The following is a 16,016-nucleotide window of genomic DNA, read 5'->3' as shown; positions in this document are numbered from 1 at the left end:
GGCCGGCGACACGCGCCGGCCCGGGAGACTTCAGCGGCCGGACGTGGTGGTCGTCGCGCCCGGCTCCTGGATGCCGAAGCAGCCGCGATAGGTCGCGTAGAACGAGCAGTACAGCATCGTGACGATGACGATCGTCAGCGGCATCATGATCGTCAGCGCATAGGCGCCGGCGCCGAGCGCCTGCAGCAGCAGCGACAGCGCGAGCGACGTGCCGAGCGCGACGCCGAACCACAGCGCGCCGTACACGACGAACGCGCCGCGATTGCGCCAGCAACTGACGACGCTGAAGAACAGCGCCTTGGCGGGCGGCACGTCGTGCCACGCGACCAGCACCGGCGCGAACCAGAACAGCATTGCGACCGGCAGGTAGAGCAGCGTCGCGAACATCAGCGCGCCGAACGTGCCTTGCGCGGCGAGCGTTTCCGGCGTCGCGCTCGCTTCGTCGGCCGCGCCCATCATCACGTGGAACAGCGCGCCGCCGTCCACGAACGACGAGGCGGCGAACACGAGCACCATCGACGCGACGTAGATCACGCCGAGCACGAGCAGCCGCTGGGTCGCGACGGTGCCGTACGAGCGGAAGCCGTCGACGAGGATCGTCGGCATCACGGTCTTGCCGGCCACCGTGTCGCGGCATGCGGCCATGAAGCCGACCGCGATGCCGGGAATGAACACCAGCGGCAGCGCGGAGCCGATCACGGGCACCTGCGACACCAGCGTGATCGCCAGCAGGTACGTGAAGAACAGCGTGATGAACGCGAGCGGGTTCCGGCGGAACAGCCAGATGCCTTGGCGGAACCAGACATAGCCCGTTTTCGCGGGCACTTCGATCAGTTGCATGCGGTTTGGATCTCGGGAAGCGCGGGCGTATGCGCGATACGCTCGCGCAGGATGCGTTCGAAATGGCCGGGGTCGTGCGGCTTGAGCATCTCGGCCGCGCGCGGCAGGTAGAAGTCGTACAGGCGCGACACCCAGAAGCGGTACGCACCCGCGCGCAGCATGTCGCTCCAGTGGCGGCGCTCCTCGGCCGTGAACGGCCGCACGGTCTGGTACGCGCGCAGCAGCGCATCGGCGCGCGCGACGTCGAGCACGCCGGTCGCGAGGTCGACGCACCAGTCGTTGACCGTGACCGCGACGTCGAACAGCCACTTGTCGCAGCCCGCGAAATAGAAGTCGAAGAAGCCGCCGAGCCGCACGTCATGGCCGGTGCCGGGCGCCGCGTGCGCGAACAGCACGTTGTCGCGGAACAGGTCGCAATGGCACGGCCCGGCCGGCAGCGCCGTGTAATCGTCCGACGCGAAGAAGCCGGCCTGGTGCGCGAGTTCGCTTTCCAGCAGCGCGCGCTGCGCGTCGGTGATGAACGGCGAGATCGCCGGCACGTTCTCCTGCCACCACGGCAGGCTGCGCAGGTTCGGCTGGTTGCGCGGATAGTCGCGGCCGGCCAGGTGCATGCGCGCGAGCATCTGCCCGACCTCGATACAGTGTGCGACCCCCGGCGCGAGTTCCGCCGAGCCGTCGAGCTTCGTGACGATCGCGGCCGGCTTGCCGTGCAGCTCGCCGAACAGCGCGCCGTCGTCACGCGGGATCGGATCCGGCACCGGTACGCCGTGGCCGGCCAGATGGCGCATCAGGTCGAGGTAGAACGGCAGTTGCTGCGCCGTCAGCTTTTCGAAGATCGTGAGGACGTACTCGCCGCGCGTCGTCGTCAGGAAGAAATTGCTGTTTTCGATACCGGACGGAATGCCGCGGAACGCAAGCACGTCGCCCAGTTCGTAGTGGCGCATCCATTGCGCGAGATCGGAGTCGGAAACAGCTGTGAAAACGGCCATGCGGGATGCGTCAGGTCAGGGTGTCGGCACGCGGGCGGCGTGCGTCGCGACAGCAGGTGAAGGAAGGCGGCGCGCGGCGTTCGGTGCGGCGCGCCACGGAATCAGTAGCGCAGGTTCAGCGACGGCAGGCGCGTGATCGGGATGCCCGCGTCGTGCGGCTTCGGCGACGTGTCGGGCGTCGAGCTCATCTGGTAGCGCGTGCCGAAGTTCGACTTCACGTCGATCTCGACCGGCTTGCCGCGATCGCGGTACTCGGTAACTTCGGTGCCGTTCTTGCTCTTTTCGTGGAAGCTCGGCGTGCGGCGGATGTCGGCGAAGTCGACTTTCGACGTGACTTCGGCGCCCGGCCGGTTGATCTTGCGGAGATCGGGCAGGCCGGCGGCCTCGTTGGCCTCGGCCCGTGCCTGCGCGTCGGCGTCAGGCGTGCCGCCGGCGGCGTAAGCGGCGCTGGCGGCGGCAAACGCGGCGGCAGCGACGACGAGAATGAGCGGCTTCATGATGAGTCTCCAGTGAACCCACCGATTTTAGCAAATACTGCGCACCATCCGGCCCTCGCGTGCGTGGGGGCAGCCACAAGGGCGACCGGGTTCCGTGGTAATGTCGCCGGATCAGACGAGGTGATGAAAATGAAGAACGATTTGAGCCGCCGGCACCGTGTGCTGACGCCCGAGAGCCCGTCGGTCGAGGCTTTCGACGATCCGGTCGCCGCCGTCGCGCGGCTGTCCGCCATTTACGACACGAACACGGGTTTCCTGCGTGACGCATTCGCGCGCTATCGCCGCCACGAACCGATCACCGAGCACGTGCGCGCGTGCTACCCGTTCGTGCGGATCCGCACCGATGTCAACACGCACGTCGATTCGCGCCGCTCGTACGGATTCGTCGCGGGCCCCGGCGTGTTCGAGACGACGGTCACGCGCCCCGACCTCTTCGCGAACTACTATCGCGAGCAACTGCGCCTGCTGGCGAAGAACCACCATGTGAAGATCGAGATCGGCGTGTCGTCGCAGCCGATTCCGATCCATTTCGCGTTTCCCGAAGGCATCCATCTCGAGGGCGAGCTCGACCGCGACCGCCTGCTCGCGATGCGCGACATCTTCGATACGCCCGACCTGTCGTATCTCGACGATCGCATCGTCAACGGCACGTTCGAGCCGGCGCCGGGCGAGCCGCATCCGCTCGCGCTGTTCACGGCCGCGCGCGTCGACTTCTCGCTGCACCGGTTGCGCCACTACACGGCGACGTCGCCCACGCATTTCCAGAACTACGTGCTCTACACGAACTACCAGTTCTACATCGACGAGTTCGTGAAGCTGGGCCGCACGGTGATGACGGAGAGCGACGATCCCGAGGTGCGCGCGTATCGCAGCCAGTACAGCTCGTTCGTCGAGCCGGGCGATGTCGTGACCTACAACGCGAACCTCGGCAGCGAGCCGGCCGAGGGTGCCGCGCCGCCGCGCCTGCCGCAGATGCCCGCGTATCACCTGAAGCGCGCGGACGGCAGCGGGATCACGATGGTCAACATCGGCGTCGGCCCGTCGAACGCGAAGACGATCACCGATCACATCGCGGTGCTGCGTCCGCACGCATGGGTGATGCTCGGTCACTGCGCGGGGCTGCGCAATACGCAGCGTCTCGGCGACTACGTGCTCGCACACGGCTACGTGCGCGAGGATCACGTGCTGGATGCCGACCTGCCGCTGTGGGTGCCGATTCCGGCGCTCGCCGAAGTGCAGCTCGCGCTCGAGCGCGGGGTGGCCGACGTCACGCAGCTCGATGGCGTCGAACTGAAGCGCGTGATGCGCACGGGCACCGTCGCGAGCGTCGACAACCGCAACTGGGAGCTGCGCGATCATCGCGAACCCGTGCAGCGCCTGTCGCAGAGCCGCGCGATCGCGCTCGACATGGAAAGCGCGACGATCGCCGCGAACGGTTTCCGCTTCCGCGTGCCGTACGGCACGTTGCTCTGCGTGTCGGACAAGCCGCTGCACGGCGAGCTCAAGTTGCCGGGCATGGCCGACACGTTCTATCGCGGGCAGGTCGACCAGCATCTGCAGATCGGCGTGAAGGCGATGGAGATCCTGCGCACGAACGGGCTCGACAAGCTGCATAGCCGGAAACTGCGGAGCTTCGCGGAAGTGGCGTTTCAGTAATGTGAACGGCGGCCCCGGGTGCGGTGTGCGTCGCGATGTCAGGCGCAGTCGCGAACCGGGGCATACCGGGCTTCAAGGCGGCAGGCGTGCACTTGTACCTCTCCGTCTTGCCGTGCATAGCCACTCGCGGTGGCCGCGTCGCGGCCTTAGTACTGGAACGCGATCATTTTCTGCAATTTGGAAGTTGTCCTATTGGTTGCCCTTGTCATCGAGAATATGCTCTCCTGCGTGGCGTTATTCGACGCCCGTACGAAGGAACGGCGAACAGTCGATCCGATCGATTCCTATCGAATTGAAAGAGGGCATACCTGATGAAAATCAATTTCTTGCTGGCTTTCCTGATGCTCACCACATCTCTGTCGGCAATGGCCAGAACCGCTGTGATCGGCCCGTCCAATCCCTGTGCACCCGTCGCAGTAATCGGCCCGTCCAACCCCTGCAAACCCGTCGCGGTGATTGGCCCCGGCCCTGTCAAAAAGTGTCCGTGCTACTGACCGAATAAGTGATTAAACAGGTGCGCTCGCCCTTGGGCGCATCTCGTCCGTGTATTGCTTTCACGTGCCGTACGGCACACTGCCGTGCGTGTCGGACAAGCCGCTGCGCGCCGGTGTCAGCGCGCGGCTTGGGCGGCCGATTCATGCGGCCCACTCCGAGCCGTTTCCAACATCGAATCTCGCACCGCATCGATAACCCGACCCGCATCCGCCTGTCGCTTGATCGCCAGCCGCCATTCCCCGAGCGCCCGCAGTTCGGCGCCGCCGAAATATTCCATGATGTCCGGCAGGCGGCGCACGACGCCGCGGCTGCCCCAGCAGCCGTCGTCGATTTCCGTTGGAAAGACCCACACGCGCGTCGCGACGGCATCGACCGGCAGGCCCTCCGCGCGCGCGACGGCAGCGGTCACGTCTGCGATCAGCCCGGCACGCGCGGCATCCGTGTACTGACCTTCCGGCACGGTCGGCACGATCCGGTAGATCGGCGCAGGCGCGACAGCCCCGGCGCGGTACACGGCTGCCGGCCGATGGACGAAGATCCAGGTCACGTCCCGCGTGCGCGGATTGTCGGGATCGAGTCCCTCGTGACGGATCAGCGTTCCCGTCAGTTCTTCCATCAGTTGGGCTTCGGCCTGCGGTGCGAGCGCACCTTCGGGGATGTAGACGTCGATCATCGGCATGATGGTGTCCTGGTTCGGTGAGGATGGCGTCGCCCCGATGCCGGGCGACGTGAATCCAGTGTACGAACCGCATGCCGGCGCGCGGAGTGGCGAAACTGCCATTCGACGATGCCATTTCCGACACCGCCCCCGACGATGGTTGCGCGCGCTTATCGCGTGAAGCGACGGCGATACTCGCCGGGGGAGATGCCGGTCTCGCGCTTGAACAGTTGCCGGAAGCCGCTGATGTCCATATAGCCGACGCGCTCGCAGACGGTGTCGATCGCGAGCGTCGTTTCCGCGAGCAGCCGTTTCGCGACTTCGATCCTGAGCGTCTGCAGATACCTGAGCGGCGGCGCGCCCACGGCGTCCCTGAAACGGCGATGGAGCGTGCGTTCGCTCATCGCGACGTGATCGCTCAGCCGGGCGAGGCTGAACGGCTCGCGCAGGTGCTTTTCCATCCAGCGTTGGGCGCGTGCAATGGCCGCATCGGCGTGCCCGTCATGCCCCATCCGGCCGAGATCGATGAATGAATCCTGCGACACGCGGTTCACGTCGATCAGCATGACCTTGGCGACGGCCGCGGCAAGGCGCGCGTTCGCGAGTTTGTCGACGACCCGCAACGCGAGATTCTGATACGACGTGATGGCGCCGCCGCACAATATGCCGTCCTGTTCGGTCAGGACGTCCGACGCGCGCAATGCCACGTCCGGATAGCGTACGCGGAAGCTCGATGCTTTCGACCAGTGCGTCGTGGCGACGCGGCCGTCGAGCAGCCCGGCTTCCGCGAGCAGGAACGCGCCCGTGCAGTACGTCGCGATCAGTGTGCCGCGCGCATGTTGCCGGCGCAGCGCGTCGAACAGCGGCGCGAGTGACGCGGGCCGGGCGAGCAGCCGCTCGAGATCGGCGACGAACGGAGCGGTGAGCCAGATCGCATCGGCGGTGCCGTGACCGTCGATCGTGCCGTCGACCGCGGCGGCCTGGCCGGAAGCCGTGCGCACCGGCTTGCCGTCGATCGATTCGATGCGCCAGCGAAACGGGGCCTGCGGCCGGCCGTTACGTAATGACGGGGCGAGATGATTGGCTGCCGTGAAGATGTCGGTTGGCGCGGCGATGCCAGACGCAAGGGCATGGTCGACAGCCCAGATCCGGATGAGTGGCATGGGTGGCGGGAATGGCCATGGACAGGGTCGATCCTACCATCGGTGCCACGCGGTCATGGAGGCGGTTGCAGGCGCGCGATGCGCCGGCTCGCAGCGTGCGCGGCAGTCGGGCTTTCCGCTCGCATCGTCGGTAGGGGGCAGGGATGGCACGGAACGCGCCGCTGAAAGCGACAAGGCCGCCCGGCGCTGAAGCGCACGGGCGGCCTTGCCGGTCAGGCGAGTGCGTTGTCGCTCAGCACTCGCCCTTCTTCGCGTGCCCCGGCGGGCAGTGATAGCCGCGGCGATCCGGGCCGTGTTCGCGGTCGCGATAACGCTGGTGATCTTCCCATTCGCGGCGTTCCCAGTAGCGGTGGCCGTCCCAGTAGCGGTCGCCGTGCCAGCCGACGATGACCGCGGGTGCCGGGGCGACCACGACGGGCGCGGGCGCGACGACGACCGGTGCGGGCGTGCCGATGTTGACGTCGACGTTGACGGCGTGGGCGAGGCCGGACAGCGAAAGGCCGAGGCCGGCGAAGGCAAGGGCGATCAGGGAGCGTTGCATGTTCTTTTCCGTGATGTCGTTGTAAAAGGCCGGCGCGACGCGATGGAAGCGAGGGGGGGATCGTTCCACCGGGGGAAACGCCGCACCGACACATGCAGTGTGCTGGTGCGCGACGGAAAACGCGAGGCGGGTTTGTTACGGCGGATTGGCGGCCGGCAGGGGCAGGGTACAGGCGCCGGGTCGCGTCATTTGACAATGGCGGCCCGCGTTTGCGGATGATTGCGCGCGTCGCACGGCACCGGCCTCGCGAATTTGACATTCGACGGCGAACGGCGCGCCAGGCGCGATTAATGGCACGTTACAAAGTGACACGCGGCAGGTGGTGGGATCGCCAAGCCTGCCGCGCGGAAAGCGGGATGCCGGCCCTCGGGCCGGCGGTCTTCATCGACCGGTTACAGGTAGAACATCCGGTCTTCTTCGGGGCGCGGCGGATGGCCATCGTCGTCCGAACCTTCTTCCTCGCCGCTGTCCTCGTAGAACGCGAGCACGGCGTCGAGCACCTGGTCGGGATCGTCGATCACCTGCATCAGGTTCATGTCTTCCGGATTGATGAGGCCCATCGGGATCAGCTGGTCGCGGAACCACTGCAGCAGCCCCTTCCAGAACTCGCTGCCGACGAGGATGATCGGCACGAGGCGCGACTTCTTCGTCTGGATCAGCGTGAGCACTTCCGACAGCTCGTCGAGCGTGCCGAAGCCGCCCGGCATCACGATCACCGCATCCGAATTCTTCACGAACGTGACCTTGCGCGTGAAGAAGTGGCGGAAGCGCAGCGAGATGTCCTGGTAGTGGTTGCCGGCCTGTTCGTGCGGCAGCTCGATGTTCAGGCCGACCGACGGTGCCTTGCCGGCGTGCGCGCCCTTGTTCGCGGCTTCCATGATGCCGGGGCCGCCGCCGGAGATCACGGCGAAGCCTGCATCGGACAGCTTGCGCGCGATCTGCGCGGCCAGCTTGTAGTGCGGCGTATCGGGTTTGAGGCGGGCAGAACCGTAGATGCTGACGGCCGGGCGGATCTCCGACAGGTACTCGGTCGCCTCGATAAACTCTGCCATAATCGTGAACATCTGCCACGATGCGCGGGCCTTCTTGGCTGTCGCGCGCTCTTGATCTGCGAGCGAACGCAGACTCGGAATCACTTTTCTCTTGTTCATAATGCCTGAAGAACGAAATCTGGAAGGTAAGACCCTGCTATTGGTTGACGGTTCGAGCTATCTGTATCGGGCTTACCATGCGATGCCTGATTTGCGTGGCCCTGGCGGGGAGCCGACCGGAGCGCTCTACGGAATCATCAACATGCTGCGCCGTATGCGCAAGGAAGTCAGTGCAGAGTATAGCGCTTGCGTGTTCGATGCAAAGGGCAAGACGTTCCGTGACGACCTTTATGCCGACTATAAGGCAAACCGTCCGTCGATGCCGCCCGATCTTGCGTTGCAGGTCGAGCCGATCCACGGCGCCGTGCGTGCGCTCGGCTGGCCGCTGCTGATGGTCGAAGGCGTCGAGGCCGACGACGTGATCGGCACGCTCGCGCGCGAAGCCGAGCGGCACGGGATGAACGTGATCGTGTCGACGGGCGACAAGGATCTCGCACAGCTCGTGACCGACCGCGTCACGCTCGTCAACACGATGACCAACGAGACGCTCGATCGCGACGGCGTGATCGCGAAGTTTGGCGTACCGCCCGAGCGCATCATCGATTACCTCGCGCTGATCGGCGACACCGTCGACAACGTGCCGGGCGTCGAGAAGTGCGGGCCGAAGACGGCCGTGAAATGGCTGGCCCAATACGACAGCCTCGACGGCGTGATCGAGCATGCGGGCGACATCAAGGGCGTGGTGGGCGACAACCTGCGTCGCGCGCTCGACTTCCTGCCGCTCGGCCGCAAGCTCGTGACCGTCGAGACGGCCTGCGATCTCGCGCCGCACCTCGAATCGATCGAAGCGTCGTTGAAGACGGACGGCGAAGCCCGCGACCTGATGCGCGACATCTTCGCACGCTACGGCTTCAAGACCTGGCTGCGCGAAGTCGACAGCGCGCCGCCCGAAGGCGGCGGCGCCGATGCGCCGGAAGGCGAGCCTGCACCGGTGGTGGCGGCCGACATCGTGCGCGAATACGACACGATCCAGACCTGGGAGCAGTTCGACGCGTGGTTCGCGAAGATCGATGCGGCCGCATTGACCGCGTTCGACACCGAGACGACTGCGCTCGACCCGATGCTCGCGCGGCTCGTCGGCCTGTCGTTTTCGGTCGAGCCGGGCAAGGCCGCGTACCTGCCGGTCGCACACCGCGGCCCCGACATGCCCGAGCAACTGCCGATCGACGAGGTGCTTGCGCGCTTGAAGCCGTGGCTCGAATCGGCCGATCGCAAGAAGGTCGGCCAGCACCTGAAATACGACGCGCAGGTGCTCGCGAACTACGACATCGAACTGAACGGCATCGAGCACGACACGCTGCTCGAATCGTACGTCGTCGAATCGCACCGCACGCACGACATGGACAGCCTCGCGCTGCGCCATCTGGGCGTCAAGACGATCAAGTACGAAGACGTGGCCGGCAAGGGCGCGAAGCAGATCGGTTTCGACGAAGTGGCGCTTGCGGAGGCCGCCGCATACGCGGCCGAAGATGCGGAGATCACGCTGCAGCTGCATCACGTGCTGTATCCGCAGGTTGCACGCGAACCGGGCCTCGAGCGCGTGTATCGCGAGATCGAAATGCCCGTGTCGCTCGTGCTGCGCAAGATGGAACGCACGGGCGTGCTGATCGACGATGCGCGCCTGCATGCGCAGAGCACCGAAATCGCGACGCGCCTGATCGAGCTCGAAGCGCAGGCGTACGAACTGGCCGGCGGCGAATTCAATCTCGGCTCGCCGAAGCAGATCGGGCAGATCTTCTTCGAGAAGCTGCAGCTGCCGGTCGTGAAAAAGACGCCGAGCGGCGCGCCGTCGACCGACGAGGAAGTGCTGCAGAAACTCGCCGAGGACTACCCGCTGCCGAAGCTGTTGCTCGAGCATCGCGGGCTGTCGAAGCTGAAGTCGACCTATACCGACAAGCTGCCGCGCATGGTGAATCCTTCGACGGGCCGTGTGCACACGAACTACGCGCAGGCCGTCGCGGTCACGGGCCGTCTCGCGTCGAACGACCCCAATCTTCAGAACATTCCGGTGCGCACGGCCGAGGGCCGGCGGATCCGCGAGGCGTTCATCGCGTCGCCGGGCCACCGGATCGTGTCGGCCGATTATTCGCAGATCGAACTGCGGATCATGGCGCATATCTCGGGCGACGCTTCGCTGCTGCGCGCGTTCTCGCAGGGCGAGGACATTCACCGCGCGACGGCCGCCGAGGTGTTCGGCGTGACGCCGCTGGAGGTCAATTCCGACCAGCGCCGGATCGCGAAGGTGATCAACTTCGGGCTCATCTACGGGATGAGCGCGTTCGGGCTCGCGTCGAACCTCGGCATTACGCGCGATGCGGCGAAGCTCTACATCGACCGGTATTTCGCCCGTTATCCGGGCGTCGCGCAGTACATGGAAGACACGCGCTCGGCGGCGAAGGAGAAGGGCTACGTCGAAACCGTTTTCGGTCGCCGCCTGTGGCTGCCCGAGATCAACGGCGGCAACGGCCCGCGCCGCCAGGCGGCCGAGCGCGCGGCAATCAACGCGCCGATGCAGGGCACGGCGGCCGACCTGATCAAGCTGTCGATGATCGCGGTGGACGACTGGCTCACGCGGGACAAGCTCGCGTCGCGGATGATCATGCAGGTGCACGATGAACTGGTGCTCGAGGTGCCCGACGAGGAACTGTCGCTGGTGCGCGAGAAACTGCCGGAAATGATGTGCGGCGTCGCGAAGCTCAAGGTGCCGCTCGTCGCCGAAGTGGGTGCCGGCGCGAACTGGGAAGAGGCACACTGACGCACCGCCACGCGGTTCCCGATTCCTGCGGCATATTGTTGCAGGGATGCTGAATATCGAGATGGTTTGCTTGTGGTCAACGCGCAAGCTCCCGGACAATGCATGTCATGGACACGGGGGCTTGCGCACCCCGCGTTCCCGGGGCGGTTGCATCGAAGTGCTTCGAACTGCACATCGATGATGTCCGAACCGGTTAATCCAACGGGTGGCGCGAATGCATTGCGTTCGCGCTGTCCGGCGGCAGCAGTGTCGAATCGCAAAGGGGGAACAGATGCATCGGATCATCATCGTAGGCGGAGGCGCGGGCGGCCTGGAACTGGCGACGCGGCTCGGCGACCGTTACGGCGCGCGCGGCAATCGTCCCGCGCGTGCGCTTGTCACGCTCGTCGACCGCAATCCGACCCACATCTGGAAACCGCTGCTGCATGAGGTCGCGGCCGGCAGCATGGATCCGTTTACGCAGGAGCTCGAATATGCGGCGCAGGCGCGCTGGCATGGCTTCGAATTCCAGCAGGGCGAGCTGACCGGGCTCGACCGCGCGGCGAAACGCTTGACGCTGTCACCCATCAACGACAGCGACGGCGAGGAACTGCTGCCGGCGCGCGAGCTGGAATACGACACGCTCGTGATCGCGATCGGCAGCACGACCCACTTCTTCGGCGTGCAGGGCGCATCGGAAAACGCGATCGCGCTCGATACGGTCGGCGAGGCCGAGCGTTTCCGCAAGCGGCTGATCGCCGCGTGCATGCGTGCGGAACATCAGGCGCCGGCGCCGACCGCGCCTGGCGAGGCGGCCGAGCCGCGCATCCAGGTCGTGATCGTCGGTGGCGGCGCGACGGGCGTCGAGTTGTCCGCCGAGTTGCGCAACACCGCGCAGGTGTTGTCGGCCTACGGGCTGCACAAGCTCGACCCGCGGCACGACGTCGGCATCGTGCTGATCGAATCGGGGCCGCGAATTCTCCCGGCGTTGCCGGAGCGCGTGTCGTCGGCGACGGCCGAACTGCTCGAAAAGATCGGCGTGCGGCTGATGCTTGCCGAGCGCGTGACCGAGGTGGCGCCCGGCGCCGTCCATACGGCGAGCGGCAAGACGGTGCGCGCCGACCTGACGGTCTGGGCCGCGGGCATCAAGGCGCCGTCCGTGCTCGCCAATCTCGATGGCCTCCAGGTCAACAAGCTCGGCCAGCTTGACGTGCGCCGCACGCTGCAGACCTTTACCGACGACAACGTGTTCGCGCTAGGCGATTGTGCGGCATGCGCATGGCCCGGCAACGAGCGCAACGTGCCGCCGCGCGCGCAGGCTGCGCATCAGCAGGCGAGCTTCCTGCTGAAGGCAATCGGCTGTCGGCTCGACGGGCGCCCGCTGCCCGAATTCACCTATCGCGACCTCGGCTCGCTCGTGTCGCTCGGCCACTTCAGCGCGGTCGGCAATCTGATGGGCGGGCTGATCGGCGGCAACATGCTGATCGAAGGGCTGTTCGCGCGCTTCATGTACATGTCGCTGTACCGGATGCACATCGCCGCGCTGCACGGCTATCCGCGCATGATGCTCGACACGGTTGCGCACTGGCTGCGGCGCACGACGCTGCCGCGCGTCAAGTTGCACTGAGCGCGCGTTCGCGCGGGAAGCGGGCGGGGAGTGCACGTCGTGCGTCGTCCCTGCCCGTCTTTTTTTTGCGTGCTGCCGTGCCGGCATGTGGCGGGCAACATCGACCGCGTGTTTTCCGTTTCAATTCGCCACCATCCGATCGCGCGATGGCGATCGACATGCGGCTTGTTGCATCGCGATTCGATGGGGCGCCTGCGGTTTTTGCGCGGCGATCGACGTGTCGAAGCAACGCGCCGTAATCGAGTCTTACATATCCGACAGTTGACGTGACAACGGATTATTGGGCATCTTGTCCGGGTTTCCGTTTGCGGCGGGGTGCCAACCGCCGCGACATCCGCGCCGCATGCCGGCGCGATGCCACGTCATGCCGTATCCGCGATCGTGACGGCGGCGCCCAATCGAGGAGTGCATTCATGTTGAAACCCGAAGTCGACAGCCTGGTTCCCCACGTTCCGTTCTCGCGCCGCAAGTTCATGCAGGCCGCGCTGGGCGGTGCCTTCGCAGCGGCGGTGCTGCCCGTGTCGGCGCAAACGGTCACGACCGACAGCGAAGGGCTGGACGTCGACACCGTCGAGATCCGCTCGGGAGACGCGAGCGTGCCCGCGTATCGCGCGCAGCCGAAGGACAAGACGAACCTGCCGGTCGTCATCGTGATTCACGAGATCTTCGGCGTGCACGCGCACATCGCCGACGTCTGCCGCCGCTTCGCGAAGCTCGGTTATCTCGCCATCGCGCCCGACCTGTTCGTGCGGCAGGGCAATGCGGCGAAGTATCCGACGATCAAGGATCTGTCCGAGCACATCATCAGCAAGGTACCGGACCGGCAGGTGACCGAGGATCTCGATGCGACCGTCGCGTGGGCCGGCAGGAACGGTGGCGACCTGTCGCGTCTCGGCGTGGTCGGGTTCTGCTGGGGCGGCCGTCAGAGCTGGCTGTATGCCGAGCACAACCCGCACGTGCGTGCGGCCGTTGCATGGTACGGGTTCGTCGAAGGCAAGACCGACGAGATGACGCCGTTCAACCCGGTCGATCATGCATCGTTGCTGAAGGTGCCCGTGCTCGGGCTCTATGGCGAGAAGGACGCGAACATCACGCAGGTATCGCTTGCCGACATGCGCAAGGCGATCCAGGCGAGCGATTCGAAGCTCGCGCGCGAATCGGAGATCGTCGTGTATCCGGATGCCGGCCACGCGTTCTTTGCCGATTACCGGCCGAGTTATGTGAAGGCCGATGCGGAGGAGAGCTGGAAGCGCGCGATCGCGTGGTTCCACAAGTACGGCGTGATGTAAACGGCAAGCGGCGGCACATGCCGCCGCTGTGTTGTGGCCGCGCTTACGGTGTCGGGCCGGTTGCGATCGGTCGCGACGGATCGGCGCTCCATTCGCTCCACGAGCCCGGATACAGCGACGCGCCGTGCAGGCCCGCCACCTCCAGTGCAAGCGCATTGTGGCAGGCGGTGACGCCGGAGCCGCATTGCAGGATCACGCGGTTCGGTTCGGTGCCCGCCAGCACCGCGGAAAACGCTTCGCGCAGTTCATGGCCGGTCTTGAAGCGGCCGTCCGCGGCGAGGTTGTCCTTGAAGAAGCGGTTGCGCGCACCGGGGATGTGGCCGCCCACACGATCGATCGTTTCGTTTTCGCCGCGGTAGCGGTCGGGTGCGCGCGCATCGATCACGACGCGCGTGGGTGTGCTCACGTTGGCGAGCACGGCTGCCGCGTCGACCGTCGATTCGAGCGGCGCCGCCGCGCGGAAATCGCCGGCGGCCGGGTGCGGCACGTCGGTCGCCAGAGGCTGGCCGGCTGCTTCCCAGGCCTGCAGGCCGCCGTCGAGCACGGCGACCGAATCGTGGCCGAGCCAGCGCAGCAGCCACCACAGGCGCGCCGCATAGGCGCCGCCCTGCGCGTCATACGCGACGACTTGCTGGCCCTGCTTGAGGCCTCGGCTCGCGAGCAGCGTGGCGAGTGCGTCGCGGGTCGGCAGCGGATGGCGGCCGTTGGTGCCCGTCTTGCGGCCCGACAGGTCGCGGTCGAGATGAAGATACTGTGCGCCGGGGATATGGCCGGCCGCATACGCGGCTTCGCCGGCGGCGGGATCGGCGAGATCGAAGCGGCAATCGAACAGTACGACGCTGCCGGGCGCCGCCGCCAGGCGCTCGGCGAGATTGGCGGCGGAAATGAGCGTGGTGTAGTGGGTGTGTGGCATGACGGCTCCCTGGAGTGCGAATGGCCTGACATTCCAAGTCTAAACAAAAAAAGACGGGCCGAAGCCCGTCTTTTCGTCTGCCGGATGCCGTGCGGCGTCAAAGCGCCGCACCGGCTGTCAGATGTCGCCGAGGTGGCGGCGCAGGAACTCGTGGAAGTGCTGCATGCCGTCTTCCATCGGGCTCTGGTACGGGCCGACCTGCGACTCGCCGCGTGCCATTAGCGCACGGCGGCCTGCGTCCATCCGCATCGCGATCTCGTCGTCCTCGACGGCCGTTTCCATATAGGCGGCGCGTTCCGCCTCGACGAATTCGCGTTCGAACAGCGCGATTTCCTCGGGGTAATAGAACTCGACGATGTTGGTCGTCTTTTGCGGGCCTTGCGGGATCAGCCACGACACGACGAGCACGTGCGGATACCACTCGATCATCAGGCCCGGGTAGTAGACCATCCAGATCGCGCCGAACTCCGGCGGCACGCCGTTGCGGAACTTGAGCACCTGCTCGTGCCATTTCTGGTAAGTCGCGCTGCCCGGTTTCGCGAGTGCGTTGTGCACGCCGACCGTCTGCACGCTGTACCAGTCGCCGAACTCCCACTTGAGATCGTCGCACGACACGAAGCTGCCGAGGCCCGGGTGGAACGGGACGACATGGTAATCCTCGAGATAGACCTCGATGAACGTCTTCCAGTTGTAATCGCACTCGTGCACTTCGACGTGATCGAAGTGGTACTCGGAGAAATCGAAGTGATGCTTCGTGCCGAGATCGGCGAGATCGCGCGCGACATTCCGGCCTTCGGCTTCGAACAGCAGCCCCTGCCAGTTCTGCAGCGGGCTCTTGCCGAGGTTCAGGCACGGCTTGTCGGGGAAGTGCGGCGCGCCGAGCAGCTGGCCTTCCAGGTCGTACGTCCAGCGATGCAGCGGGCACACGATGTTCTGTGTGTGGCCGCGCCCGTTGAGCATGATCGCCTGCCGGTGGCGGCAGACGTTCGACAGCAGTTCGATCTGGTTCGCGGGGTTGCGGACCAGCACGCGACCTTCCTTCTCGGACGGCAGCGCAAAATAATCCCCCGCCTCGGGCACCATCAACTCGTGCCCGACGTAACGAGGTCCTTTCTTGAAGAGGGTTTCGATCTCGCGCTCGAGTAGCGCCTCATCGAAGTATGCAGTGACTGGAAGCTGGCTGTGGGCCGACTTCAACTGAAGCGCATCGCTCAGATTGGACATTCCCACTCCCGGTGTTAGCGTGAAAGCAGTGAACAACCCAACCATCGAAAAATCGATTTAGGGAAACGGGGAATTATACCCGGTTCGCCTCGCAAGGCTAGGATTAAGTGCCTGATTTGTGTCAATTTTTTGTCGGGCGGCAATCGGAAGGCGCACAATGTGCGTCGAAGGTGGGGCCGGAATATGTAGCGGGTGCCCAAGACGGCAGGTCGGAAAATTCTCTTTTGCCGTAGAATGTC

General features: G+C 65.7%; 13 protein-coding genes. 4 read left to right on the top strand and 9 right to left on the bottom strand.

Translation table 11 applies throughout. From position 1 onward, the window contains the following. Positions 1-30: 30 nt before the first annotated feature. From FOZ70_RS27360 to FOZ70_RS27350, 3 genes are all read right to left on the bottom strand, one after another. A complete protein-coding gene (locus FOZ70_RS27360; protein ID WP_021160836.1) occupies positions 31-840 on the bottom strand; it encodes a BPSS1780 family membrane protein in 810 nt (269 codons plus the stop codon). Further along, a complete protein-coding gene (locus tag FOZ70_RS27355) occupies positions 831-1,829 on the bottom strand; it encodes a homoserine kinase (RefSeq protein ID WP_059857252.1) in 999 nt (332 codons plus the stop codon). Before FOZ70_RS27355 ends, FOZ70_RS27360 begins: the two co-directional genes overlap by 10 nt. 101 nt (positions 1,830-1,930) lie before the next feature. After that, positions 1,931-2,326, bottom strand: a complete 396-nt coding sequence (locus FOZ70_RS27350) for a hypothetical protein (protein ID WP_021160838.1) — start codon at positions 2,324-2,326, stop codon at positions 1,931-1,933. 129 nt (positions 2,327-2,455) lie between these two features. Between FOZ70_RS27350 and FOZ70_RS27345 the strand changes: the two genes are divergently transcribed. Then, complete coding sequence (locus FOZ70_RS27345) at positions 2,456-3,982, top strand: AMP nucleosidase (protein WP_021160839.1); 1,527 nt, start codon at positions 2,456-2,458, stop codon at positions 3,980-3,982. 610 nt (positions 3,983-4,592) lie between these two features. Here the strand turns inward: FOZ70_RS27345 and FOZ70_RS27340 are convergent. From FOZ70_RS27340 to FOZ70_RS27325, 4 genes are all read right to left on the bottom strand, one after another. Continuing rightward, complete coding sequence (locus tag FOZ70_RS27340) at positions 4,593-5,156, bottom strand: hypothetical protein (RefSeq protein WP_059857504.1); 564 nt, start codon at positions 5,154-5,156, stop codon at positions 4,593-4,595. Positions 5,157-5,305: 149 nt separating this feature from the next. After that, positions 5,306-6,298, bottom strand: coding sequence for a helix-turn-helix domain-containing protein (locus FOZ70_RS27335; RefSeq protein WP_059857251.1), 993 nt, complete (start codon positions 6,296-6,298; stop codon positions 5,306-5,308). A gap of 232 nt (positions 6,299-6,530) precedes the next feature. After that, entirely contained in the window at positions 6,531-6,839 is a 309-nt protein-coding gene (locus FOZ70_RS27330) for a hypothetical protein (RefSeq protein WP_021160843.1), read from the bottom strand. 392 nt (positions 6,840-7,231) lie between these two features. Next, complete coding sequence (locus tag FOZ70_RS27325) at positions 7,232-7,990, bottom strand: TIGR00730 family Rossman fold protein (protein ID WP_048022163.1); 759 nt, start codon at positions 7,988-7,990, stop codon at positions 7,232-7,234. A gap of 1 nt (position 7,991) precedes the next feature. Between FOZ70_RS27325 and polA the strand changes: the two genes are divergently transcribed. From polA to FOZ70_RS27310, 3 genes are all read left to right on the top strand, one after another. After that, positions 7,992-10,745 (top strand): DNA polymerase I, encoded by a 2,754-nt coding sequence (polA, locus tag FOZ70_RS27320; RefSeq protein WP_219707229.1) that lies wholly within the window; start codon positions 7,992-7,994, stop codon positions 10,743-10,745. 271 nt (positions 10,746-11,016) lie between these two features. Beyond that, positions 11,017-12,351, top strand: coding sequence for an NAD(P)/FAD-dependent oxidoreductase (locus FOZ70_RS27315; RefSeq protein WP_042975832.1), 1,335 nt, complete (start codon positions 11,017-11,019; stop codon positions 12,349-12,351). A gap of 413 nt (positions 12,352-12,764) precedes the next feature. Beyond that, positions 12,765-13,640, top strand: a complete 876-nt coding sequence (locus tag FOZ70_RS27310; RefSeq protein ID WP_219707228.1) for a dienelactone hydrolase family protein — start codon at positions 12,765-12,767, stop codon at positions 13,638-13,640. A 43-nt stretch (positions 13,641-13,683) separates the two neighbouring features. On the opposite strand, the gene FOZ70_RS27305 is transcribed toward FOZ70_RS27310, so the two are convergent. Together FOZ70_RS27305 and FOZ70_RS27300 are read right to left on the bottom strand one after the other, a co-directional pair. Next, positions 13,684-14,553: a sulfurtransferase gene (locus FOZ70_RS27305; RefSeq protein WP_021160849.1), complete on the bottom strand. Its 870-nt coding sequence runs from the start codon at positions 14,551-14,553 to the stop codon at positions 13,684-13,686. A 117-nt stretch (positions 14,554-14,670) separates the two neighbouring features. Then, the gene (locus tag FOZ70_RS27300) at positions 14,671-15,777 is read right to left on the bottom strand and encodes an aromatic ring-hydroxylating dioxygenase subunit alpha (protein ID WP_048022159.1); all 1,107 of its coding nucleotides are present in this window, start codon (positions 15,775-15,777) and stop codon (positions 14,671-14,673) included. Between the last annotated feature and the right edge of the window lie 239 nt (positions 15,778-16,016).

The sequence above is a fragment of the Burkholderia sp. COPS genome (assembly GCF_019425585.1).
Lineage (GTDB): Bacteria > Pseudomonadota > Gammaproteobacteria > Burkholderiales > Burkholderiaceae > Burkholderia > Burkholderia cepacia.
This window is presented reverse-complemented; position numbering and strand designations above follow the sequence as displayed.

What these genes read in the sequence shown, in the direction of transcription:
- FOZ70_RS27360 (WP_021160836.1), bottom strand. Translation starts at nt 840, where the DNA reads ATGCAACTGATCGAAGTGCCCGCGAAAACGGGCTATGTCTGGTTCCGC.
- FOZ70_RS27355 (WP_059857252.1), bottom strand. Translation starts at nt 1,829, where the DNA reads ATGGCCGTTTTCACAGCTGTTTCCGACTCCGATCTCGCGCAATGGATG.
- FOZ70_RS27350 (WP_021160838.1), bottom strand. Translation starts at nt 2,326, where the DNA reads ATGAAGCCGCTCATTCTCGTCGTCGCTGCCGCCGCGTTTGCCGCCGCC.
- FOZ70_RS27345 (WP_021160839.1), top strand. Translation starts at nt 2,456, where the DNA reads ATGAAGAACGATTTGAGCCGCCGGCACCGTGTGCTGACGCCCGAGAGC.
- FOZ70_RS27340 (WP_059857504.1), bottom strand. Translation starts at nt 5,156, where the DNA reads ATGCCGATGATCGACGTCTACATCCCCGAAGGTGCGCTCGCACCGCAG.
- FOZ70_RS27335 (WP_059857251.1), bottom strand. Translation starts at nt 6,298, where the DNA reads ATGCCACTCATCCGGATCTGGGCTGTCGACCATGCCCTTGCGTCTGGC.
- FOZ70_RS27330 (WP_021160843.1), bottom strand. Translation starts at nt 6,839, where the DNA reads ATGCAACGCTCCCTGATCGCCCTTGCCTTCGCCGGCCTCGGCCTTTCG.
- FOZ70_RS27325 (WP_048022163.1), bottom strand. Translation starts at nt 7,990, where the DNA reads ATGAACAAGAGAAAAGTGATTCCGAGTCTGCGTTCGCTCGCAGATCAA.
- polA (WP_219707229.1), top strand. Translation starts at nt 7,992, where the DNA reads ATGCCTGAAGAACGAAATCTGGAAGGTAAGACCCTGCTATTGGTTGAC.
- FOZ70_RS27315 (WP_042975832.1), top strand. Translation starts at nt 11,017, where the DNA reads ATGCATCGGATCATCATCGTAGGCGGAGGCGCGGGCGGCCTGGAACTG.
- FOZ70_RS27310 (WP_219707228.1), top strand. Translation starts at nt 12,765, where the DNA reads ATGTTGAAACCCGAAGTCGACAGCCTGGTTCCCCACGTTCCGTTCTCG.
- FOZ70_RS27305 (WP_021160849.1), bottom strand. Translation starts at nt 14,553, where the DNA reads ATGCCACACACCCACTACACCACGCTCATTTCCGCCGCCAATCTCGCC.
- FOZ70_RS27300 (WP_048022159.1), bottom strand. Translation starts at nt 15,777, where the DNA reads ATGTCCAATCTGAGCGATGCGCTTCAGTTGAAGTCGGCCCACAGCCAG.